Source organism: Brevibacterium picturae (assembly GCF_030453725.1).
GTDB classification, from domain to species: Bacteria; Actinomycetota; Actinomycetes; order Actinomycetales; family Brevibacteriaceae; genus Brevibacterium; species Brevibacterium sandarakinum_A.
Map to the genome: position 1 here is coordinate 1 of NZ_JAKDJU010000029.1, position 23,651 is coordinate 23,651.

The following is a 23,651-nucleotide window of genomic DNA, read 5'->3' on the forward strand; positions in this document are numbered from 1 at the left end:
CACCATGAACCATGAACGATCACCGTCTGCCACGGTCCGATGCGGCACAGATCCGCTCGAAGACGCTTCGCATCTGGGCGACATACGGTCTGCGTGAGACCTCTGCCAGGTACAGCCGGAACTGTTGTCTGGCTCTGCCGGGAAGTTCATCGATGAGATTCTTCACAGCCTGGACCGAGCGATCATCGGGACAGTGCAGGTGGGGGAGCAGCAGGTCATAGAGCGTTCTGTCCGCAGTGGTGATGGGGTGCTCGTTGATGAGCTCCCATTCGTCCTGCGCGATCGTGAGCTCATGGACGACGATCTCGCACCCGTCGACGTAGCGCCGCCTCGGATAGGTGATGAAAGTCAGCGGACTCGGAGCCCTGCCGAGACCGCTGTGGACCCACCAGGCGATGTCGTGGGAGAGCACAAGGCGCGGCGGGATCTGTGCATGCAGCGCCGCCATGCGGTCCTCCGAGCTGAGAACAGCACCCTTGCGGACCCAAGTGGACTCGGTCAGTCGTGTCAGCAGACCGTCCAATGTCAGCTCGGTGAGGTGCTCGTAGCTGTAGTCACGCAGATGAAACATCGCCTCCATACAGCCACTATTGCGCTGTATGGAGGCGATGTGCAAGACCGAAGAATCAATCTGTGGATAAACCGCGACTCATGTTCGGTTGTCTGTGGAAGCCGAGTCGGCTCGTCTCGGCAGCCTTCATCAGCTCAGCTCGGCAGCCGTCTGAGCCAACTGGTCGCGCCAAGCGCGACGCGCGTCGAGCGCCGACTGTGCCTCGGCGACAGCCTTCTCATCACCGCTGGTCTTCGCCTTGTCGAACTTCTGCTCCAACTCGGTGATCGAATCGTCGAGTTGGCTCAGCGCACCGGACGTTCGAGCCTTGGTCTCCGGGTTGCTGCGCTTCCACTCGGCATCCTCTGCGTCGGAGAGCGCCCGTTCGACCTCACGCAGTCCGTTCTCCATGCGAGAGACATCGGCACGAGGCACCTTGCCGGCAGCTTCCCATTCGTCCTGAATGACGCGCAGCTCCTTCTTCGCCACGCCGATATCACCGATCGGCAGCAGGCTCTGCGCCCTGGCCAGGATGGCCTCTTTGACCTCGAGGTTGCCCTTGTACTCCTCGTCGACCGCAGCATTCTCTGCATCTCGAGCGGAGAAGAAGATGTCCTGGGCGGCACGGAAACGAGCCCACAGTGCGTCATCGTCCTTGCGCGAGGCCCGTGGAGCCTTCTTCCACTGGCTCATCAGGTCCTTGTACTTTTGGGACACCGTGCGGAAGTCGGTCGAATCCGACAGCGATTCCGCCTCGGCCACGATCTTCTCCTTGATCCGCTTGCCCTCGGAGTTCTGTTTGTCGAGTTCAGCGAAGAATTCCTTGCGCTTGTGTTCGAAAGTGTTCCGAGCCTGTGAGAAGCGACCCCACAGCTCTTGGTCCACGGCTCGCGGCAGCCGGGGGCCGCTGCGCTGCATGTCCTTCCACTGGCCGAAGAGCTCACGCAGACGTGCCCCGGACTGCTTCCACTGGATCTTCGCGGGATCGCGTTTGGCCAGCGATTCCGCCTCGGCGACGATCTCTTCGCGTTCCTCAGCCGCTTCGAGTTTCGCTGCCTCTGCGCGTGCCGCCTGCTTCGACTCGGTGGCCTGTGCATCCGAGATCAGGGTGTCCAACGTGGCGGACAGCCCCTTGAGGTCGCCGACGACGTTGGCTTCGGGAAGGCTCTGCTGCAGAGTCTGCGCGGCCGATGTCACCTCGCGACCTGGGGCGCCGGCCGAGAGTCGGTTGCGAAGAAGCGCCGCATTCTCGACGAGTTCGACGTGCTTCTTTGCGAAGTACTCCAGGGCCTCCTCAGGGCTGGCATCGGGGTACTGCCCGACCGCACGTTCGCCGTCAGCGGTGACGACGAAGACATTGCCCTCCTGATCTGCTCGACCGTGCTCCGTTGCGCGCCGGACTTCCGCATCATGATCAACGGTGGTCCCGGCTACGGTCTGGGCCGCCTGCGGGCGGGGCAGAGAGGACGGGCGCGGGACCGGCTTCGGGGTCGGGGTCGACATGATTCTCACCTTGTTTCCATCGGTCGAACCTGCAGGGCTCTGTGCCGGCAGATCACTCGATTTCCTGATTGACGTTATCCCAGCATAACCAAGCTCCAGGCTCTGGATAGACTTTGAGCATGGATGTATTTGCAACCCGTGCCGAATTCCTCGAAGTCAACTGCTACGCCGTGCGTGCCGAAGGCCATGACGACGCCATATTCGTCGACTCGGGATTCGACTGCGCACCCGGCCTGGCTGAAATCGTTGAGGAGGAGAATCTGGTGCCTCGTGCCGTCTTCCTCACCCATGGTCACCCCGACCACATCCTCGGCCTGACCAACGTCCTGTCCCGTTGGGAAGTACCGGTCTACCTCGGTGCTCCCGACCGCTACCGTCTGGACAGACCCGCCGAGACCTTGAGCCCGCAGTTCGCCCCGATGCTCGAACCCCTCGTCAAGGACTGGATCGCACCCGAGGTCAATGCCCTCCTCGACGCACAGACAGTGGAAGTCTCCGGACTCACCATCACGGCTGTGGCCGCACCCGGACACACCGAAGGATCGACACTGCTGCGGGTGCAGGCCGATGGCGAAGAGATCATCTTCACCGGTGATGTGGTCTTCGCCGGGGCGATCGGCCGCGTCGACCTCCCCGGGGGAGACGCCTCGGCGATGGCGGAATCGCTGCAGGCGTTCACAACGCTGCCCGACGTTCCCATCTATCCTGGACACGGCCCAGGCTCCCGAGTCGGTCACGAACTGGCGACGAATCCGTTCTTCTAGAGCAGACGAACCGACCGCAGTCAGCACCCCGAACACCATCAGAGACGAAGAGCACCAAGGAGAACAATGGCGAAGTCAGCCCGACTGTCCGGATTCCCGGAACGGCTTCCTGCAGAACGCGTGATCGAGACGTCGATCATCGACGTCCTCGCACACACCTTCGCACTGCATGGGTATTCAGCCCTCAACCACCGGGCAGTCGAGCCGATCAGCCAGCTGGCCAAGGACGGAGAGATCGACAAGGAGATCTTCGCCGTCAGCCGACTGCACTCCGAAGGCACGGAGCGCAACCCGCTGGGACTCCATTTCGATCTGACGGTGCCGCTGGCCCGGTTCATCGCCGATCACGCGAACGATCTGAGCTTTCCGTTCAGAGCCGCTCGCATCCAACCGGTGTGGCGCGGTGAACGCCCGCAGCAGGGCCGGTACCGCGAGTTCATCCAGGCCGATATCGATGTCATCGCCGAGGCTCAGCTGCCCGGCCACTTCGAAGTCGAGATCCCACTCGCTGTCGCCGATGCCTTCAGCCGGTTGGCTCCGCTGGGTGTGCCCGGCGTCAAGATCGTGGTCAACGATCGCCGACTGCTCGAAGGGTTCGCCCGCGGCATCGGACTGACCAACATTCAGGCCGTGCTGCGCTGCCTCGACAAGTACGACAAGATCGGCCCGGCCGAGGTGGGCAAGCTGTTGGCCGCCGAAGCCGGTGCGAACGAGGAACAGCAGCGACTGTGCCTGGAACTGGCCGCGATCGAATCGGATTCACCTGACTTCGCCGCTGATGTGCGTGCACTCGGAGTCGAGCACCCCCTGCTCGACGAGGGTCTTGCGTCACTGACCACGATGCTTCGCGCCGCCCATCAGAGGGCACCTGGCGTTGTGGTGGCGCAGCTGAAGATCGCACGCGGGCTCGACTACTACACCGGCGCCGTCTACGAGACGCAGCTGATCGGGCATGAAGAGCTCGGCTCGGTCGCCTCGGGCGGTCGTTATGACTCGCTCGTCACGGTCGGGAAGAAGAGCTACCCCGGTGTCGGCATGTCGATCGGCGTCTCCCGGCTGATGGCGTTCATCCTCGACCCTGACAGCGGCATCAAGGCCACTCGCGGGACCCCGTCGGCAGTGGTCGTCGCGGTGACCGATGAGGACAAACGCAGCGAAGCCGACGCAGTGGCCGCGGCTCTGCGCGCCCGCGACATCGCCTGCGAGGTCTCACCGAGTGCGGCGAAGTTCGGCAAGCAGATTCGCTATGCAGAGCGTCGCGGGATCCCCTTCGTGTGGTTCACCGATGGCGATTCCGGTCACGAGATCAAGGACATCCGCTCCGGTGACCAGGCCTCGGCCGACCCGGCGACCTGGGAGCCCAACGAAGCCGACCGCAGGCCCCGGGTGTACCGCGACTGACGCCTCCAGAGCCTGAACGGGAGCGCTGTGCCTGGCCGGAAGCACTGTGACTGGTCAGACCGAGGACCCGTGAGCGGGCGGGTCGGGTGCCAACGACCCGTCCGGGGCGATGTGATCGAAGATCTCGCGCACCATCGAGACCACGTGCGGGTCATCGACGGTGTAGAAGATCCGCCTTCCGTCCCGGCGGGAGGAGATCAGGCCCGCCAATCTCATCTTCGCCAGATGCTGGCTCACGGTGGGCACGGCCGCACCGATCGCCTCGGCGAGGGAAGAGACGTCGAGCTCCTGATTGACCAGCGTCCAGACCAGACGCAGGCGCGTGCCGGAGGCGAGCATCCGAAAGGTCTCCGCCGCCACCTCGACCTGCGCCGAGGTGGGGTCGGCTCCCGCATCGGAGTCGGGATCGCCTGTGCCCATGCCGCCAATGCTCATGTCATCCTCTTCCTCGTCGCACGCGGCAGGTGACCTGCAGTGGGCCATGCCGGTATTCCAGTGGCGAGCGACTATCATTGTTCACGCGCTGCCACATAAACATCGTAAAGGAGCCCTAGGTGCTGCGAAGCCATCAAACCGGAAGCCTGCGAGCCACACATGCAGGACAGACCGTCACCCTGACCGGGTGGGTCGACCGTCGTCGCGATCACGGAGGTGTCGCCTTCATCGATCTGCGTGACGCATCGGGGATCGTTCAGGTCGTCGTCCGCGAGGACGATGCGCATGCACTGCGAAACGAGACAGTGGTCAAGGTCACCGGCACCGTGTCCCTGCGGCCCGAGGGCAACACCAACGCCAATCTGCCCACCGGCGACATCGAGGTCATCGACACCAGCGTCGAGATCCTCAGCCCGGCCGAGGCTCTGCCCTTCCAGGTCTCCGACCACGCCGAAGACGCCGGCACCGTCGGCGAAGAGACCCGCCTGCGCTACCGCTACCTCGACCTGCGCCGCTCCGGACCGGCCGCGACCATGCGTCTGCGTTCGGCCGCGAACAAGGCAGCCCGCTCGGTCCTCGACGAACAGGAGTTCCTCGAAATCGAGACCCCGACCCTGACCAAGTCGACTCCTGAAGGTGCCCGCGACTTCCTGGTGCCCGCGCGTCTGCAGCCCGGTTCCTGGTATGCCCTGCCGCAGTCACCGCAGCTGTTCAAACAGCTTCTGCAGGTGGCAGGCATGGAACGCTACTACCAGCTGGCCCGCTGCTACCGTGACGAGGACTTCCGGGCCGATCGGCAACCCGAGTTCACTCAGCTCGACATCGAAGCCTCCTTCGTCGAGCAGGAGGACATCATCGCCCTGGCGGAGAAGATCCTCGTGGCTCTGTGGAAGCTCATCGGTCACGAGATCACGACTCCGATCCCGCACATCACCTACGCCGAGGCGATGGAGAAGTACGGCAGCGACAAACCTGATCTGCGCTTCGACCTCGAACTGCACAACCTCACCGAGTTCTTCGCCGAAACTCCGTTCCGGGTCTTTCAGTCCGATTACGTCGGCTCCGTCGTCTACCCCGGTGGGGGCTCCCTGCCTCGCCGTCAGCTCGACGCCTGGCAGGACTGGGCCAAGCAGCGCGGCGCGAAGGGTCTGGCCTACGTCCTCGTGGCCGAAGACGGGACCCTGACCGGACCTGTCGCCAAGAACATCTCCGATGAGGAGAAGGCCGGACTCGTCGCAGCCGCGGGAGCCACCCCCGGTGACGCGATCTTCTTCGCCGCCGGTGACCCCGCGAGCTCGCGGGCTCTCCTGGGCGCTGCCCGCAACGAGATCGCCGAACGCACCGGACTCATCAAGGAAGGCGACTGGGCCTTCGTGTGGGTCGTCGACGCACCCATGTTCGAGTCCGCCGCCGATGCTAAGGCCGCCGGCGACGTCGCCGTCGGTGGGGGCCAGTGGACCGCGGTCCACCACGCCTTCACCGCACCCAAACCGGAGTTCCTCGACACCCTCGAGTCCGACCCGGGCGCAGCACTGGCCTACGCCTATGACATCGTGTGCAACGGCAACGAGATCGGCGGCGGCTCGATCCGCATCCACCGCAAGGACGTCCAGGAACGCGTGTTCCGGGTCATGGGCATCTCGGAAGAGGACGCCCAGGAGAAGTTCGGCTTCCTCCTCGAAGCCTTCAAATTCGGTGCGCCCCCGCACGGAGGCATCGCCTTCGGGTGGGACCGCATCGTGTCCCTGCTCGCCGGAGTCGACTCGATCCGCGAGGTCATCGCCTTCCCGAAGTCCGGCGGCGGCTACGATCCGCTCACCCAGGCACCCGCACCGATCACCGACGCCCAGCGCGCCGAGGCCGGTGTGGACTTCGAACCGGAAGCCGACGTCGTCGAGGCCTGATGACCGACGGTCCTGACCTCTTCTCCTCCGACGGCCCGGACCAGGGTAAGCCTGGTCCGGGCGTCGGCGGTTCGCGTGCCGATTCTGGTCGTGCCCTCGATCCGCTGGCCGTGCGGATGCGTCCGCGCACCATCGCCGAGGTGGTCGGCCAGGACCATCTGACGTTCCCCGGCTCACCGCTGGTCCAACTCGTCGAGGCCAGCGGGGGAGACCGGGCCGGAGCCTCCTCGGTGATCCTGTGGGGCCCTCCCGGGGTCGGCAAGACCACGCTGGCCCATGTCATCTCCCACGCACCGGGACGGACCTTCGTCGAACTCTCTGCCATCACCGCCGGCGTCAAGGATGTGCGGCAGGTGATCGAGAACGCCCGGCGTGAGCGGGACATGTACCAGCGCACGACCGTGCTGTTCCTCGACGAGATCCACCGGTTCTCGAAGGCACAGCAGGACGCGCTGCTGCCGGCAGTGGAGAACCGCCTCGTCGTCCTGGTGGCGGCGACGACCGAGAACCCATCGTTCTCCATCATCTCTCCGCTGTTATCCCGTTCGCTTCTGCTCACACTGCGACCACTCGACGACGCCGCTATCGCCGATCTGCTCGACCGGGCCGTGGCCAGCGAACGGGGCCTGGCCGGTCAGTTCGAACTCGAGTCGGCCGCGAAGGACTTCGTCGTCCGCATCGCCGGTGCCGATGCCAGACGGTCCCTGACGATCCTCGAAGCGGCTGCCGGAATCGCCACCGCACAGGCGGAATTCGCCAAGGTCGGCGGTGTCGGTACGCACGATGACCCGGCGGACTCCGTTGACGCAAAGAGCGCCGACGGCTCCGGCGACACGGGTGACTCCGGCGAAGCGGCGGATGGTTCGCAGTCCGAGGACCGCCCGATCATCATCACCGAGGCCGCCTGCGCCGAGGCCAGCTCCGAAACGGTGCTGCGCTACGACAAGAACGGCGACCAGCACTACGACGTCGTCTCCGCATTCATCAAATCGATCCGCGGCTCAGACGTCGACGCCGCATTGCACTATCTGGCCCGGATGATCGTCGCCGGGGAGGACCCCCGGTTCATCTCCCGCCGCGTCGTGATCTCGGCCGCCGAGGACATCGGGATGGCCGATCCGCAGGCATTGCCGATCGCGGTGGCAGCCTCCACAGCAGTGCAGAACATCGGCATGCCCGAAGGCCGCATTCCCCTCGCCGAGGCGGTCACCTACCTGGCGATGGCACCGAAGTCGAACGCCAGCTACCGTGCCCTCGATGCGGCGATCGCCGACGTCAAGAACGGCTTCTCGGGTCAAGTGCCGACCCATCTGCGCGACGCGCACTATCCCGGTGCCAAGGAACTCGGACACGGTGAGGGCTACAAGTACTCGCACGACCATCCGCACGGTGTCGCAGCTCAGGAATACCTGCCGGAGACACTGCGCGGGAAGCGATACTACGAACCGACCGGCAACGGCCTGGAACGGTCCCTGGGGGAGCGGCTCGAAATGCTGCAGAGACTTCTGCGACCCTGATCTCGGCACACGATGACCGAAAATCGCCTCCGATCTCCTCCCCCTGATTCTTCAGACACGGTAGTTTTGTGCACAGGGTGAAAGCGTGCCGCAGCCATGGTCGGTGAGTCGGCGCAGTAGTGGCCAAGGAGGGTCGGCGTGCAGGAGATCATCGTCATCATCGCGGTCGCCCTCGCGCTCGGCCTGGTCGCCCATGAGCTGCGCATTCCTCCGCTCGTCGGCTTCCTCGGCGCCGGGTTCCTGCTCCACCTCCTCGGCGCCACCGCCTTCGCGGGCCTCGGACTGGTCTCCGACCTCGGCGTGATCCTGCTCCTGTTCACCATCGGGCTGAAGTTCGATCTGCGTTCACTGATCCAGCCCGAGGCCTACGGCACTGCCGCCCTCCACATGCTCACAAGTGTCCTGGTCGGGGCCGGCACGATCGGGCTCGCCGCGGTCATCGGGGTCGTCACCCTCGACGGTGGCCTGGGGACCGTGGGCCTGCTCGGGTTCGCACTCTCGTTCTCGTCGACGGTCCTCGTGGTCAAGGTGCTCGAAGACCGTTCCGATGACGGTTCGTACTACGGCCAGATCGCCATCGCCATCCTCGTCTTCCAAGACATCGCCGCGGTCGCCTTCATTACGGTCGCAGGGGAGGAGCCGCCGAGCCCGTGGGCCTTCGCACTGGTTCTCCTGGTTCCCGCCTCATGGGTGCTGCGCCGCGTTCTCGACCGCGTGGGACGCGGTGGACTGCTCGTGCTCTTCGGCGTGGTCATGGCGCTGGGGCCGGGCTACGTCGCCTTCGAGTCCGTGGGCATCCACGGCGACCTCGGTGCCCTGGCGATGGGTCTGCTCTTCGCCAGCCATCCCAGATCCACCGAACTGTCCAAATCCCTGTTCAGCGTCAAAGAACTCTTCCTCGTCGCCTTCTTCGTCGAGATCGGTCTCCAGGCGGTACCGACCTGGGCCGATCTGGCACTGGCGCTGATCCTGTGCGTGGTTCTCATCCCGTTCAATTTCATCAGCTTCTATCTGATGGGCCGTCTCTTCGGTCTGCGCAATCGGACCAGCATCCGGACCAGTCTGGCATTGAGCAATTTCTCCGAATTCGCGCTCATCGTCGTCGCCGTCGGGGTGGCCAACGGGGTCTTCGCGGACAACTGGCTGACAGTGACGACACTGGCCGTAGCCATCGGCATGATCATCTCCTCGCTGGCCAACGCGTCCAGCCTGCCGATCGTGGCCCGTCTCGACGAGATCCTGCCGGACGAGAACGAAGCCCGCCTGAGGCCCATCGACCGACCGATCGACACGGGGGTCGCCGAGGTGGTGGTGCTGGGTATGGGACGCATCGGTCGTGGCGCCTACGAACGGCTCGTCGATCGCGGCGGTCTGTCGGTCATCGGCATCGACAATGATCACCTGGTGGTGGAGGAGCTGGAGCGCGAAGAGTTCAATGTGCTCGAAGGCGACGCCACCGACCACGAATTCTGGCATCGACTGGTGGTCGGCGGAAAGGCCCGTACGGTCATCTTGGCCATGGCGATCCACGACTCGAACATATTCGCGCTCGACCAGCTGCGGATCGCCGGTTTCGACGGCACCATCGCAGCGGTGGTGCAGCGCCAGGACCAGGTTGGTCACTTCACTGCTGCAGGGGCGCACGCAGTCGTCAACATCTACAGTGGCTCGGGCGCAGCGGTCGCCGATGCGGCAATGGAACCGCCGGCCGGTCGAGGACCCGATGAGGCCGGCCACACCGAAGTGTGACCTTCAGCGCACCTGCCGGAGCCGAGCTCCCCACGGACACCTGCATTGCGCCTGGGTCTGGACTTCGGCTAGGATGGATTGCTGTTGTGCCTGCACGCTAAAGGCGGTCGGTGCGAGCGGATCTCGACGCTCAATCCCTCTTTCCCATCCAGGGAAACAACCGTTTCGACTAGGGCGAGAACCCATGGCCGGTCGAGACACACCATATTGATGAAAGGTAATACAGTGCCAGCACCAGCACGTAACCGCCGGATGACGCGCGTCTCGCGCGCTCTCGGCATGCCGCTGACTCCGAAGGCGGAGAAGTACTTCGAGCGTCGCCCGTACCCTCCGGGCGAGCACGGCCGCGCCCGTCGTCGCAATGACAGCGACTACTCGGTTCGTCTCAAGGAGAAGCAGCGTCTTCGCGCCCAGTACGGCATCCGCGAAGCTCAGATGCTCAAGATCTACAAGGAGTCCAGCCGCCTCTCCGGTCTGACCGGTGAGACCATGGTCGAGCTCCTCGAGTCGCGTCTCGACTCCCTGGTGCTGCGTTCGGGCTTCGCTCGGACCATCGCCCAGGCACGTCAGTTCGTCGTCCACCGTCACATCACCGTTGACGGCCAGCGCGTCGATCGTCCTTCGTTCCGTGTGAAGGAAGGACAGACCATCCAGGTCCACGCCAGAAGCGCGACAATGGATCCGTTCCAGGTCGCCGCAGCCGGTGGACACAAGGATGTTCTCCCGGCAGTTCCGGGTTACCTCAACGTCAACCTCGAAGGTCTGCAGACCACCCTGCTTCGTCGCCCCAAGCGCGAAGAGGTTCCAGTGACCGTCGACGTTCAGCTGGTCGTCGAGCACTACTCGCGCTGATCACCCCAGAGGGATCGCACGGCAGCAACTGCCCGGAACGTCGAGTTCCGGGCAGTTGTGCATTCACCCCTGCAAACGCCGGGTCGGTCTCTTCGCAGGCCAGGCCCCCGGTGGCTGATCTCGGGGTGACCCGCGGGTCGACGGCGCGCGGCGTCGGCACCTCGCATACTGTGGATGAGCCACTAAACTAATCCCTGATGAGTGCAAGAGTGCACACGCAACATGTGAAAGGCCTTGGATGAAGACGGCAGAGATCAAACAGCGCTGGTTGGACTACTTCGAAGCGAATGGGCACGCGGTCGTCCCCTCAGCGTCGGTGATCAGCTCCGACCCATCGATCCTGTTCAACATTGCGGGAATGGTGCAGTTCATCCCGTACCTCACCGGTCGCGAGCCTGCCCCGTTCAATCGCGCCACGAGCGTACAGAAGTGCGTGCGCACCGGCGACATCGAAGAGGTCGGCAAGACCACCCGCCACGGCACCTTCTTCCAGATGAATGGCAACTTCTCATTTGGTGACTACTTCAAACGCGATGCCATTCGCTTCGCCTGGGGTCTGCTGACGAACTCCGTGGAAGACGGCGGGTTCGGCTTCGATGGGAATCTGCTGTGGGCGACAGTCCATGAGGACGACATCGAGACCATCGACCTGTGGCTCGACGAGACCTCGATTCCGCGTGAGCGCATCCAGCCGCGCGACAATGACGACAACTTCTGGCACACCGGACAGCCCGGCCCCGGCGGCTACTGCTCCGAGATCTACTTCGACCGCGGTCCCGAATACGGCCTCGAAGGCGGACCTGTGGCCGATGAGGACCGCTATATCGAGATCTGGAACCTCGTGTTCATGGAATTCGAACTCAGCGAAGTCCGCTCCAAGGTCGACTTCGACATCGCCGGCGAGCTCCCCGCGAAGAACATCGACACCGGCATGGGCCTCGAGCGCGTCGCCTTCCTGCTCCAGGGTGTTGAGAACATGTATGAGATCGACGAGGTCTTCCCGGTCATCGAGGCCGCCAGCCGACTCTCGGGACACAAATACGGTGGCGATCACGATGCCGACGTGCAGATGCGCGTCGTGGCCGACCACGTGCGCTCGTCCCTCATCATCATCGGCGACGGTGTCCGACCCGGCAACGAAGGCCGCGGCTACATCCTGCGCCGTCTCCTGCGCCGTGCCGTGCGCGCCATGCGCCTCCTCGGCGTGACCAGCGAGGTTCTGCCCGAACTGCTTCCGGTGTCGATGGAATCGATGAAACTGTCCTACCCGGAGCTGGAGGTCGACTTCGATCGCATCTCCCGCATCGCGTATGCCGAGGAGAAGGCGTTCCTGCGGACCCTGGAATCCGGCACTCAGCTGTTCCAGAACGCGGCCGCATCGCTGCCCGAATCGGACAGGACCCTCAGCGGCGACGTCGCGTTCGCCCTGCACGACACCCACGGCTTCCCGATCGACCTGACGTTGGAAATGGCCTCCGAACAAGGCGTCCATGTCGACGAGGAGGGCTTCCGGGCCCTGATGAGCGAACAGCGGACCCGCGCGAAGGCCGACGCGAAGGCGAAGAAGGGCGGCGGACATGCCGATCTCTCCGCCTATTCCGCGCTGCTCGATGACGGCGCTTCGGAATTCGTCGGCTACGACCGGCTCGAAGCTGATTCCCGGGTGCGCGGAATCGTCGTCGACGGGCTCGCCCAGGAAGTCCTGTCACCGGGACAGAGCGCCGACCTCATCCTCGATCTGACCCCGTTCTACGCCGAGGCCGGCGGACAGCGCGCCGATATAGGCCTCATCAGGGGCCATGGCTTCACCGCCCGTGTCCTCGATGTGCAGAATCCCGTCAAGGGGCTCCCCGCACACCGAGTGGAAGTCATCGACGGTGAGATCCACGTCGGGGCCGAGGTCCTGGCCGTCGTCGACCACGACCACCGGTTCCAGGGTTCGCAAGCCCACACGGCCACGCACCTCGTCCATGCCGCACTGCGGGAGATCCTCGGAACTCACGCCGTCCAGGCCGGTTCGATGAACCAGCCCGGCTACATGCGCTTCGACTATTCGTTCCCCGAAGCCCCGAGCGCCCAGATGCGGGCGGAGATCGAAGACGTCGCCAACCTCGCCGTCCGCTCGAACTACGAGGTCGGCACCGAATTCCTGCCGTTCGAAGACGCCCGAAAATCAGGGGCGATGGCACTCTTCGGCGAGAAGTATCCGAACATCGTGCGCGTCGTCGACATCGGCGGACCGTTCTCCCGCGAACTCTGCGGAGGCACTCACGTCGGAGCCTCGTCCGAGGTCGGGCCGATCTCCGTGCTGTCCGAAGCCTCCGTGGGCTCGGGCGTGCGCCGCATCGAGGCTGCCGTGGGCATGGATGCCTTCCGCTCACTGGCCGCAGAACGCAGCATCGTGTCCTCGCTGTCCGACATGCTCAAGGTGCCGGGAACAGATGTGAAAGAACGCGTCGGGGACCTGATGAGCAAGCTCAAGGACGCGGAGAAGGAGATTGCACGACTGAATTCCCAACAGCTCCTCGCCTCGGCCGGAAAGTTCCTCGACAATGCCGAGACCGTGGGATCGACACTGTTCGTCGTCGCCGAACTCGGTGCGGTCTCGAACGCCGGAGACATCCGCACCGTCGTCACCGACCTGCGCAGCCGAGTCTCAGATCGCAGCGCCGTCGTCCTGGGAATCGGGACGAGCAACGCAAAACCCGTCGTCGTCATCGCCACGACAGCTTCCGCACGGGAGGACGGACACCAGGCCGGCAAGCTCGTGTCCCTGGCCTGCGGCGAACTCGGCGGTGGCGGCGGCGGAAAGCCCGATCTCGCCCAGGGCGGCGGCAGCGACGTATCCGCGGTCCCCGCTGCCATTGGAGCGGTCAAGGCAGCTCTCCTGTGAGTTTCCGCCGAGGTCGACGCTTGGGCCTCGACATCGGTTCGGTGCGCATCGGGGTGGCCAGCAGCGACCCCGACGGCATCCTCGCCACACCATTGACGGTGGTCCGTCGGAGAGACGAGCCCGCGGCGCTGAAGGCGCTGCGGGAGATCATCGACGAATACGAGCCGATCGAGCTGCTCATCGGCGACCCGAAATCCCTTGACGGAGCAGCCCGGGCGGCGGCGGCGACCGCGCTGGAATTCGCCCGGCGGATCAGCGTTGCCACCGCGACGCCCATCCGCCTCGTTGACGAGCGCTTCACCACGGTCGAAGCCCATCACGCACTGGCAGCCGCCGGGAAGAACTCTCGCCAACGCCGTGAGATCGTTGATGCTCAGGCCGCCGTGATCATCTTGCAGAACGCCCTCGAATTCGAACACAACACCGGTGCACCCGCCGGTCGAGCGATGCCCGACGAGGAGAGTGAGCAATGAGTCCGTTCCCAGGTGAGTTCCTGGAAGACGAAGGGCTGACCCGGTCCGACCTCAAAGCCAGGAAGCACCGGCGGATGATGCGCAGGCGCCGGACGACGGCGATCGTCGTCATCTGCGTGCTCGTCTTCGGCATCGGAGGATTCTTCGGCGTCAGAGCCGCCGGCGGAGTCTTCGACGATCTGTTCGGTCCCAAGGGCGATTACGAAGGCGCAGGCACCAGTGAGGTCTCCATCGAGATCCCGCCGGGGGCTTCGGCACGCTCCGTGGCCAACCAGCTCGTCGAGGCCGGTGTGATCATGAACTCCGAACCGTTCCTCGACGAGATCGAACGTCGCGACGTCACGATCCAGGCCGGGCCGATCATCCTGCGGGAGAAGATGAGCTCCGAGGCTGCGGTGGAAGCGATCGTCAATCCGATCAAGCCTCCCAAGATCACGATTGCCGAGGGGCGAAAGATCGAACAGATCAAGGCCAAGATGGTCGAGTCGGGGATGAAGGCCGAAGAGGTTGACAAGGCCATCGACGACAAGGCTCCGAAGGACTACGGTCTCGACGTCGAAGCCCCCAGCCTCGAAGGATATCTGTATCCGGCCACCTACAACCTCAACAAGAACAAGACCGCTGAGGACATCGTGTCCGCAATGGTCGACAAAACGAAGCGGGAGATCGAGAAGGCCGACATCGACCTCGACGACGCCAATCGGATCATGACATTGGCCAGCCTCGTCGAAATCGAGTCGCCCGGTGACGAAGAGGTGCGGAAGAAGGTTGCGCGAGTCTTCCTCAACCGTATTTCGGAGGATTCGAACACCGGCAGACTGCTCCAATCCGATGCGACCGTGGCCTACATCCACGGTGCCCGCAGCGACCTGACGACAACGAAGAAGGAACGCGAATCCGACAGCCCGTACAACACGTACAAGAAGAAGGGGCTGCCGCCGGGACCGATCAATTCACCCAGCTCCGGTGCCGTCGACGCGGCACTGAACCCAACCGAGGGAGACTGGCAGTTCTTCGTGGCCACGAACCCGGACACAGGCGAAACCAAGTTCGCCAAGACCTACGAAGAGCATAAGAAGAACGTCGAGATCTACCGGGAGTGGCTCAAACAGCACGGAGAGGACAACGGCGACACATGACGATCTCGGCTGCGGTGCTCGGATCTCCGATCGCCCACTCCAAGTCCCCGCTGCTTCACCGTGCGGCATTCCGGGCACTGGGACTCCACGGCAGCGAATACGCCAGCTTCGAGCTCGGAGCCGACGAGCTCGAAGCCTTTCTCGCAACTCACGGGACGCAGGTCGGATTCTCACTGACGATGCCGTTGAAGGAACGGCTCGTCGAACTTGCGCGCGCCCACGAATGGGAACTCGATGACACGGCCGGACTGACCGGAGCGGCGAACACCCTTGTCCGCAGGGACGGAGCGACGTCGGTCGCCAACACCGACGTGCAGGGAATCGTGCGCGCGATGGCCCCAGGTCTGAACACCTGTCGGGAAGCGGCTGTCACCGCTGGGATATCGGCGATGACCGTCGGTCTCGGTGCAAGCGCGGGCGTCAACACTGCCGACAGTGACAGTGCCGAGAGGGCCACCATTCTCGGGGCCGGGGCGACCGCGGCCTCGGCACTGTTGGCCTGCCATGAACTGGGCATGACCACGGTCGAATTCCTCGTCAGGAATCCCGATCGGGCTCGCCGGGTCCTCGCCCTGAGCAAACGGCTCGGGATGTCGGCGACCACAGCACCCTTCGGCCGCATCGATCCTTCTGCCCTTGTCATCTCCACCCTCCCCGCCGAGGCGGTCCCCGAGCTGCAGTGGTCTCCTGACTTCCGCGGAGGAGTGGCCCTCGACGTGGCCTATGCCGCCGAATCCGGATTTCTCCGCGCCGCCGAAGCGCATGGACTCCTCCCGGTCGACGGCACGGTGATGCTTGTCGAACAGGCTGTCGCACAGTCGGAGATGTTCATCGCCGCCGGTGACCCGCCGGCGGGAGCAGGCCTCCCCATGGGCCAGGACCTGAGGGGCGCCATCGCGGACGCCATGTATCGAGCACTCGACCGACAGAGCGCCTCGGCGCAGGACTGACGAGGAGGGCGCAGCGGGGTGGACACAGACGTTCTGCACGGAATGCTCATCGGGCTGTCGATCCTCATCAGCGTCGCTGCAGGGCTGATTCTGGCTCGCACCGCCGCAGCATGGCTCGCCGACGATGCCCAGCTCGAGATCATCTCGAGGGTGCGTCTGGTCAGGGGACCGTGGCTGGTGATCGCGGGCATCTGCATCGCTGCCGCCGCAGCGCTGCTCTTTCCCTCGGGGCAGGTGATACCCGTCGACACCGGATACACCGCCTATGGACCCAACCCGGCCGATATCATCTTCTCGGCGCTGATCCTCGGCGTCGTCGCCGCAGCCACGCCGTACCTCATCGTCGTCGACGTCCTCGTCCACCGTCTGCCTGACCGCCTCGTCTACCCGCTCATCGTCATCTGCCTGCTCACCATGGTGCTCGGTACGCTGGTCGGGGAGTCGAGGATCTGGTTCGTCGGTCTCACCTCGGGCCTTGGCGCAGCTGCGGCCTTCGCCGTCCTCCACCTGATCGGCAGGCTCATGCGCACGCGCACCATGGGCCTCGGCGATGTCAAACTCGCCTTTGTCACCTTCTCCACCGCAGGCCTGTTCGACCTCTGGGCCCCGGCACTGACATTCATCATCATGATGTTCATCGCTGGGATCTGGGCGCTCATCGCTGCCGCGGCGAAACGCAGTCTGAAGGCGACGACGATCGCATTCGGACCCGCAATGCTTTCCGGAATGTGGTTCGGGTCGGTGCTTTCCCCAATCCTTTTGTAGAATCGGTTGAATGTTGAGATGGCTGACTGCAGGCGAATCCCACGGCGAAGCGCTGACAGGGATCATTGAGGGGCTTCCCGCCCACGTTCCGATCACCAGGGAAGACATTCGCGCGAGCTTGGCTCGACGCAGATTGGGCTACGGCCGTGGAGCACGAATGAAGTTCGAGGCCGACGAGGTGCGCCTCCTCGGCGGAGTGCGACACGGTCAGACTCTGGGATCACCGGTGGCCGTTGAAGTCGGGAACACGGAATGGCCGAAATGGGAGACCGTGATGAGTGCGGACCCGATCGACGAGGACGAACTCGCCGGTCAGGCCCGAAACGCTCCGCTGACCCGACCACGACCGGGTCACGCCGATATCGTCGGAATGCAGAAATACGGTTTCGATGAGGCGCGACCGATCCTCGAACGCGCGTCCGCACGGGAAACGGCGATGCGCGTCGCCCTGGGCACCATCGCCGCGAACTTCCTCGGCGAGCTCGGCATCACACTCGTCTCCCACACCGTGGCGATCGGGACCGCCGAGAACGTCGCCGATGCTGCGACCGAGCCCTCACTGCCTCTGGCAACGGATGTGGACGCACTCGATGCCGATCCGGTGCGCTGCTTCGACCCGGACCTCTCCGCACGCATGGTCGCGGAGATCGATACGGCGAAGAAGGCCGGTGACACCCTCGGCGGAACCGTCGAAGTCCTCGCCTACGATCTGCCGCCCGGACTGGGCTCGCATGTCCACTGGGACCGTCGACTCGACTCCCGACTCGCCGGAGCCCTGATGGGCATTCAGGCGATCAAGGGCGTCGAGGTCGGCGATGGCTTCCTCACCACGCGGCGCCCCGGATCAGCTGCCCACGACGAACTCGCCGTGGGTGACGACGGCATCCGGCGCGTGAGCAATCGCGCCGGCGGCACCGAGGGCGGAATGTCGACGGGCGGGCCACTGCGCGTCCGGGCCGGCATGAAGCCCATCGCCACGGTCCCACGCGCTCTGGCGACCGTCGACGTGGCCACAGGCGAATCCGCCAAGGCCAACCACCAGCGCTCGGATGTGTGCGCGGTGCCGGCCTCCGGCGTCGTCGCTGAGGCGATGGTCGCCCTGGTCCTCGCCGAAGCCGTGGTGGAGAAGTTCGGCGGGGACTCCGTGGCCGAGACCAAACGGAACTTGGATGCCTATATGGCCGCCATTCCGGAGAACCTCCGCATCGGCCGATGACTGGGCGCCCGCACCCGAAACCGGTTCCACCCCTGGAACCGGTCCCGGCCGCGCAGTCACGCATCGTCCTGACCGGACCACCCGCCGCCGGCAAGTCCACGATCGGTCGTCTCCTGGCCGACCGACTCGACCTCCCGCTCATCGACACGGATGCGAACATCGTCGACAAATACGGCGTCATCGGCGAGATCTTCGTCGAACGCGGTGAGGACCATTTCCGCCGGATCGAACGCGAGGTCGTCCGGCGTGCCCTGCGTCGGCTGCTCGACCGCCCAGGCATCGTCTCCCTGGGCGGGGGAGCGATCCTCAATCCGGGTACCCGGGCCCAGTTGGGGCACCCCGCGATCAAGGTCGTGCACATCGACATCGATGTCGACACCGTCATGACGCGGCTGAACTCACCCCACAGGCCTCTGCTGCGTGGGGCCGGAACGCCGTTGGAGAACTGGCTGGCGCTCGTGAACGAGCGTGAGCCGCTCTACGATCAGGTCGCCACCTTTCGTGTCCACGCCTCGAATTCGCATCCCTCGACCATCGTCAACCGCGTCGTCGACGTCCTCACCGGCCTGCAGCGAGCCGAGGAGTATGCCAAGTACTCGGGTCACGAATCAGAGAGTTAGGCTTGAGGGCGCAACAGGTTCGTAAGTTCAGCCTCCGCGGTCATGTCATGCCCGGAGGCAGCAGAGGGGAAAGTGCACGAATGAGTCTCACACGCATCAACGTCGAAGCCGGCGGAAACTACCCGGTTCTGGTGGGGCAGGGGCTCCTGGGGGAACTTCCCGAGCTCCTCGGCCCACGCGTCGAGAAGGTGCTCGTCATCCATCCCCGAGCCCTGCGGACCACCGGAGAGACAGTCCGCGATGACCTGCGTGCAACCGGTGTGGACGCGATTGTGGCCGAGATCCCCGATGCTGAGGAAGCCAAGCACGTGCAGGTCGCCGCGTTCTGCTGGCAGGTGCTCGGCCAGAGCGATTTCACACGCAGCGATGCAATCATCACGGTCGGCGGGGGAGCCGTCTCCGACCTCGGCGGCTTCGTCGCGGCCACCTGGCTGCGCGGCATCTCCGTCATCCACATTCCCACCACGGTCCTCGGCATGGTCGATGCGGCAGTCGGCGGCAAAACCGGCATCAACACCGCTGAGGGCAAGAACCTCGTCGGCTCCTTCCATGCCCCGTCGGGAGTCCTCGTCGACCTCGACACTCTGCAGACATTGCCGGAGAACGAGCTCTTCACCGGCCTCGCCGAGGTGGTCAAGACCGGCTTCATCGCCGATCCTGCGATCCTTGAGCTTGTGAGCAGCCATTCGAAGGCTGAGATCGCCGAGGTGGACGGTCCCGTCCTGCGTGAGCTCATCGAACGTGCCATTGCCGTCAAGGCCGACGTCGTCGCCGATGACTTCAAGGAGTCCGGACGCCGCGAGATCCTCAACTACGGTCACACGCTGGCTCACGCCATCGAACACAAGGAGCGGTATCAGTGGCGTCACGGCGCTGCGGTGTCCGTGGGCATGGTCTTCGCCGCCGAGGTGGCGGCGATGGTCAAGAGTCTTCCTCCCGAGACCGTCGACCTTCACCGGGAGCTGCTGACCAAACTGGGTCTGCCCATCACCTACCGAGCCGATGTCTGGCCGCAGCTGTTGGAGACGATGAAGCGGGACAAGAAGGCTCGCGGTTCGATGCTGCGCATGGTGCTTCTGGGCGAGGTGGGCGCACCCGCGACGGTCGAGATTCCGGACGTCTCGATCCTCCACACGGCCTACCAAGAGGTCGGGGAGGATTCGCCCCGGATCATGCTCGGCACAGACCTGGGCTGAGCGACGCGGGCCTGATCGTTCGCGAGACTGCTGACAGGCCCGAGATGGCAGCGCCTGCACGAGCTTGCTAGAATTGCTGTTTGGCGAAACTGCCAGACACCCCCGATCACCTCGCGGTGGCCAAGACTGACACGAAGAAGGACGGATTAGTGGCTTCAACCAACGACCTGAAGAACGGCCTTGTGCTCAATATCGACAAGCAGCTGTGGCAGGTGCTGGAGTTCCAGCATGTCAAGCCCGGCAAGGGTCCGGCATTCGTCCGCACCAAGCTCAAGAACGTGCTCTCCGGCAAGATCATCGACAAGACGTTCAACGCCGGCACCAAGGTCGAGACAGCCAATGTCGACCGTCGCGATATGCAGTACCTCTACCATGACGGCACCGACTACGTCTTCATGGACGCCGAGGACTACGACCAGGTCGCTCTCTCACCAGAGCTCGTCGGCGATGCCGCCAACTACATGCTCGAGAACCAGAACCTGCAGATCTCCTTCCATGAGGGCACCGCGCTGTCCGTGGAGCTGCCGCCCTCGGTCGAGCTCGTGATCGCCCACACCGATCCGGGACTGCAGGGTGACCGGTCGACCGGCGGTTCCAAGCCGGCGACGCTGGAGACGGGCTACGACATCCAGGTGCCGCTGTTCCTCGAAGAGGGCACCAAGGTCAAGGTCGACACCCGCAACGGTGACTACCTGGGTCGCGTCAAGTAAGTGTCAGCACGCACGCGGGCCCGCCGTCGGGCCCTGGAACTGATGTTCGAGGCGGGACAGCGCCGCCTCGACACCGAGCAGGTCGTGACCATGCGGTCCAACGACCCCGACTACCCGATGAAGGCCTACGCGGTCGAGATCGTCGAAGGAATCGCGAGTCATCGTGACGAGATCGACGAGATCATCGCCACCTATGCACAGGGCTGGACCCTGGAGCGGATGCCGGCCGTCGACCTGGCGCTGCTCCAGATCGGGACCTGGGAGATCCTCTTCAACGACGAGGTGCCCGACAAGGCCGCGATCGACGAGGCCGTGTCCCTGGCCAAGCAGTTCTCGACGGATGACTCACCAGGTTTCATCTCGGGACTGCTCTCACGCGTCCTGGACGTCAAGCCGACCCTGATCTGAACCGCGGGTCCGGAATCCGGACCCGCGAACCGACCTCATTCGTGCGAGGTCTACAATCGAATCGAACCACTCCTTTAACCACCGTCCGGAGAGGCGGAGAAGGGGAAGCATGACACAGCGAACAGTGCTCGATGCCCCAGATATGAAGCGGGCAATGACCCGTATCGCCCACGAGATCATCGAGTCCAACAAGGGCAGCGATGACCTGGTCCTCTTAGGGATTCCTCGTCGCGGGGTTCCCTTGGCCACTCGACTGGCCGAGCAGATCGCCTCGATCTCAGAACGTCCGGAGATGGCGAGCGAACTCGTCGGAAGTCTCGACATCACGATGTACCGTGATGACCTGCGCAGCGGCGCCTACCGTGCCCCGGAACCCACCACGATCCCCGCCGACGGCATCGATGCGAAGACCGTCGTCCTCGTCGACGATGTGCTCTTCTCCGGCCGCACGATCAGAGCCGCTCTCGACGCCCTGTCCGATCTCGGTCGCCCCGCGAAGGTCCGCCTGGCCGTCCTCGTCGACCGGGGCCACCGGGACCTGCCGATCCGCGCCGATCACGTGGGCAAGAACCTTCCCACCTCCAGCAGCGAACGCGTCAACGTGTCCCTGGCGGAGATCGACGGCGGCGACGAAGTCACTATCTCGGGAGGCCGTGAGTGAAGCACCTCCTCGACACCATCTCGCTGAGCCGCGACGATGCCATTTCGATCCTCGACATCGCCGAAGAGATGACTCAGGTCTCCGATCGCGAGGTCAAGAAGCTGCCGGTGCTGCGCGGACGAACCGTGGTCAACCTCTTCTTCGAAGACTCGACGCGGACCCGACTGTCCTTCGAAGCAGCGGCCAAGAGGCTCTCGGCCGATGTCCTCAACTTCTCCGCCAAGGGCTCTTCGGTGTCCAAGGGCGAAAGCCTGCAGGACACCATCCAGACGATCTCCGCCATGGGCGCCGATGCGCTCGTCGTCCGCCATGCCGGATCAGGCACCCCCCATCGCCTGGCCCACACCGGCTGGATCGACGTCCCCGTCGTCAACGCCGGCGACGGCACCCACGAACATCCCACACAGGCCCTGCTCGACGCCTTCACCCTGCGCCGCGCACTCGGCGGGTTCGCCGCCTCGGGCGCTGTCAAGGACGGACCTCGCGGACGCGGACTCGACGGCGCGAAGATCGCAATCGTCGGTGACGTCCTGCACTCCCGAGTGGCCCGGTCGAATGTCCATCTGCTGGCCCGCCTCGGCGCCGAAGTCCACCTCGTCGCACCGCCGACCCTGCTGCCGTGGGGAGTCGACAACTGGCCGGTGACTCTGCACTACGACCTCGATGAGGCTCTGCACAGCGAAGACTATGCGGCTGTGATGATGCTGCGTGTCCAGCACGAGCGCATGCACGAATCGTTCTTCCCCAATGAACGCGAATACGCACGACTGTGGGGACTGAGCGCCGCCCGTCTGGCCGGGCTGCCGAAGGAGACTTTCATCATGCACCCCGGGCCGATGAACCGCGGCTTCGAGATCTCAGCGGCAGCCGCCGACTCACCGCGCGCCCTCATCCTCGACCAGGTCGAAAACGGAGTGAGCGTGCGCATGGCGGTCCTGTACCGCCTCTTGACAGGTCAGGAGGAGACCAATGACTGATTATCTGATCCGCGGTGCGAATGTGCTGGGCCAGGGAACTGGCGATATTGCGATCAAGGATTCGACGATCGTCGACCCCGATCTGCTCACTCACGACGGCAGAGATGTGGAGGTCGTGAGCGCCGACGGACTCATCGCCCTGCCCGGACTCGTCGACATGCACACGCATCTGAGGGAGCCCGGAAAGGAGGACGCGGAGACGATCCTGAGCGGCTCACGCGCGGCCGCCTCGGGCGGGTTCACCTGCGTTCACGCGATGGCGAACACTGCTCCGGTCGCGGACACCGCAGGCGTCGTCGAGCAGGTCCACCGCCTCGGACGCACCGCCGGCTACACCGAAGTCGTGCCCATCGGCGCCGTAACCATCGGCCTGGAGGGGACGTACCTCGCTGAGATCGGCGCCATGGCCCGCTCGGCCGCTCGAGTCCGGATCTTCTCCGACGACGGGATCTGCGTCGCGGACCCGCTGCTCATGCGGCGTGCCCTCGAATACGTCAAGACCTTCGACGGAGTCATCGCCCAGCATGCCCAGGAACCGCGCCTGACCGAGAGCGCGCAGATGAATGAGGGCGTCGTCTCGGCCGAACTGGGGCTGCCCGGCTGGCCCGCGGTCGCCGAGGAATCGATCATCGCCCGCGACGTGCTCCTGGCCGAACACGTGGGTTCTCGTCTCCACATCTGCCACGTGTCCACGAAGGGCAGCGTCGACATCATCCGGTGGGCGAAGTCCAGAGGCGTGGAGATCACCGCCGAGGTCACCCCGCACCATCTGATGCTCACCGATGAACTCGTCCGCAGCTTCGACCCGGTCTACAAGGTCAACCCGCCGCTGCGCACCGAGGCCGACGTCAGCGCACTGCGCGAAGCACTGGCCGATGGCACGATCGATGTCATCGGCACCGACCACGCCCCGCACACCTCGGAGCACAAATGCAGTGAGTGGACGGCCGCGGCCATGGGCATGGTCG

At 64.6% G+C, this 23,651-nt stretch carries 22 protein-coding genes; 19 read left to right on the top strand and 3 right to left on the bottom strand.

Annotated features, from left to right (window positions below):
* Positions 1-19: 19 nt before the first annotated feature.
* Positions 20-580 carry a hypothetical protein gene (locus L0G76_RS04970; protein WP_304356215.1) on the bottom strand — a complete coding sequence of 187 codons (561 nt, stop codon included), beginning with the start codon at positions 578-580 and terminating at the stop codon, positions 20-22.
* A 120-nt stretch (positions 581-700) separates the two neighbouring features.
* Positions 701-2,053 (bottom strand): DUF349 domain-containing protein, encoded by a 1,353-nt coding sequence (locus L0G76_RS04975; RefSeq protein WP_304356216.1) that lies wholly within the window; start codon positions 2,051-2,053, stop codon positions 701-703.
* 119 nt (positions 2,054-2,172) lie between these two features.
* Here L0G76_RS04975 and L0G76_RS04980 point away from each other — a divergent pair, with 119 nt between their 5' ends.
* Together L0G76_RS04980 and hisS are read left to right on the top strand one after the other, a co-directional pair.
* Positions 2,173-2,817, top strand: a complete 645-nt coding sequence (locus L0G76_RS04980) for an MBL fold metallo-hydrolase (protein WP_304356217.1) — start codon at positions 2,173-2,175, stop codon at positions 2,815-2,817.
* A gap of 66 nt (positions 2,818-2,883) precedes the next feature.
* Positions 2,884-4,218: a histidine--tRNA ligase gene (gene hisS, locus L0G76_RS04985; RefSeq protein ID WP_304356218.1), complete on the top strand. Its 1,335-nt coding sequence runs from the start codon at positions 2,884-2,886 to the stop codon at positions 4,216-4,218.
* Positions 4,219-4,272: 54 nt separating this feature from the next.
* On the opposite strand, the gene L0G76_RS04990 is transcribed toward hisS, so the two are convergent.
* The gene (locus L0G76_RS04990; protein ID WP_304356219.1) at positions 4,273-4,653 is read right to left on the bottom strand and encodes an ArsR/SmtB family transcription factor; all 381 of its coding nucleotides are present in this window, start codon (positions 4,651-4,653) and stop codon (positions 4,273-4,275) included.
* Between the two features lie 119 nt (positions 4,654-4,772).
* On the opposite strand from L0G76_RS04990, the gene aspS reads away from it, so the two are divergent.
* The 17 genes from aspS to L0G76_RS05075 form a co-directional block, all read left to right on the top strand.
* On the top strand, positions 4,773-6,557 hold the full coding sequence (gene aspS, locus L0G76_RS04995) for an aspartate--tRNA ligase (protein WP_304356220.1): 1,785 nt from the start codon (positions 4,773-4,775) through the stop codon (positions 6,555-6,557).
* Complete coding sequence (locus L0G76_RS05000; protein WP_304356221.1) at positions 6,557-8,074, top strand: replication-associated recombination protein A; 1,518 nt, start codon at positions 6,557-6,559, stop codon at positions 8,072-8,074. Before aspS ends, L0G76_RS05000 begins: the two co-directional genes overlap by 1 nt.
* A gap of 138 nt (positions 8,075-8,212) precedes the next feature.
* On the top strand, positions 8,213-9,823 hold the full coding sequence (locus tag L0G76_RS05005; RefSeq protein ID WP_304356222.1) for a cation:proton antiporter family protein: 1,611 nt from the start codon (positions 8,213-8,215) through the stop codon (positions 9,821-9,823).
* 252 nt (positions 9,824-10,075) lie between these two features.
* Positions 10,076-10,675, top strand: coding sequence for a 30S ribosomal protein S4 (rpsD, locus tag L0G76_RS05010; RefSeq protein ID WP_304356235.1), 600 nt, complete (start codon positions 10,076-10,078; stop codon positions 10,673-10,675).
* A gap of 238 nt (positions 10,676-10,913) precedes the next feature.
* Complete coding sequence (alaS, locus tag L0G76_RS05015) at positions 10,914-13,568, top strand: alanine--tRNA ligase (RefSeq protein ID WP_304356223.1); 2,655 nt, start codon at positions 10,914-10,916, stop codon at positions 13,566-13,568.
* Complete coding sequence (gene ruvX / locus L0G76_RS05020; protein ID WP_304356224.1) at positions 13,565-14,041, top strand: Holliday junction resolvase RuvX; 477 nt, start codon at positions 13,565-13,567, stop codon at positions 14,039-14,041. Before alaS ends, ruvX begins: the two co-directional genes overlap by 4 nt.
* Entirely contained in the window at positions 14,038-15,180 is a 1,143-nt protein-coding gene (gene mltG / locus L0G76_RS05025) for an endolytic transglycosylase MltG (RefSeq protein WP_304356225.1), read from the top strand. Before ruvX ends, mltG begins: the two co-directional genes overlap by 4 nt.
* On the top strand, positions 15,177-16,130 hold the full coding sequence (locus tag L0G76_RS05030) for a shikimate dehydrogenase family protein (protein ID WP_304356226.1): 954 nt from the start codon (positions 15,177-15,179) through the stop codon (positions 16,128-16,130). The genes mltG and L0G76_RS05030 overlap by 4 nt, the downstream gene beginning before the upstream one ends.
* Positions 16,131-16,148: 18 nt before the next feature.
* Positions 16,149-16,895: a prepilin peptidase gene (locus tag L0G76_RS05035; RefSeq protein WP_304356227.1), complete on the top strand. Its 747-nt coding sequence runs from the start codon at positions 16,149-16,151 to the stop codon at positions 16,893-16,895.
* A gap of 10 nt (positions 16,896-16,905) precedes the next feature.
* Positions 16,906-18,111, top strand: a complete 1,206-nt coding sequence (gene aroC, locus L0G76_RS05040; RefSeq protein WP_304356228.1) for a chorismate synthase — start codon at positions 16,906-16,908, stop codon at positions 18,109-18,111.
* Positions 18,108-18,731, top strand: a complete 624-nt coding sequence (locus L0G76_RS05045) for a shikimate kinase (protein WP_304356229.1) — start codon at positions 18,108-18,110, stop codon at positions 18,729-18,731. The genes aroC and L0G76_RS05045 overlap by 4 nt, the downstream gene beginning before the upstream one ends.
* 80 nt (positions 18,732-18,811) lie before the next feature.
* Positions 18,812-19,927, top strand: coding sequence for a 3-dehydroquinate synthase (aroB, locus tag L0G76_RS05050; RefSeq protein ID WP_304356230.1), 1,116 nt, complete (start codon positions 18,812-18,814; stop codon positions 19,925-19,927).
* A 149-nt stretch (positions 19,928-20,076) separates the two neighbouring features.
* A complete protein-coding gene (gene efp, locus L0G76_RS05055) occupies positions 20,077-20,637 on the top strand; it encodes an elongation factor P (RefSeq protein ID WP_304356236.1) in 561 nt (186 codons plus the stop codon).
* The gene (gene nusB, locus L0G76_RS05060; RefSeq protein WP_304356231.1) at positions 20,638-21,045 is read left to right on the top strand and encodes a transcription antitermination factor NusB; all 408 of its coding nucleotides are present in this window, start codon (positions 20,638-20,640) and stop codon (positions 21,043-21,045) included.
* A gap of 109 nt (positions 21,046-21,154) precedes the next feature.
* Entirely contained in the window at positions 21,155-21,706 is a 552-nt protein-coding gene (gene pyrR, locus L0G76_RS05065) for a bifunctional pyr operon transcriptional regulator/uracil phosphoribosyltransferase PyrR (protein ID WP_304356232.1), read from the top strand.
* Positions 21,703-22,683 (top strand): aspartate carbamoyltransferase catalytic subunit, encoded by a 981-nt coding sequence (locus L0G76_RS05070; protein WP_304356233.1) that lies wholly within the window; start codon positions 21,703-21,705, stop codon positions 22,681-22,683. The genes pyrR and L0G76_RS05070 overlap by 4 nt, the downstream gene beginning before the upstream one ends.
* On the top strand, positions 22,676-23,651 hold a 976-nt coding region (locus L0G76_RS05075), incomplete at its 3' end, for a dihydroorotase (RefSeq protein ID WP_304356234.1). The genes L0G76_RS05070 and L0G76_RS05075, both read left to right, overlap by 8 nt.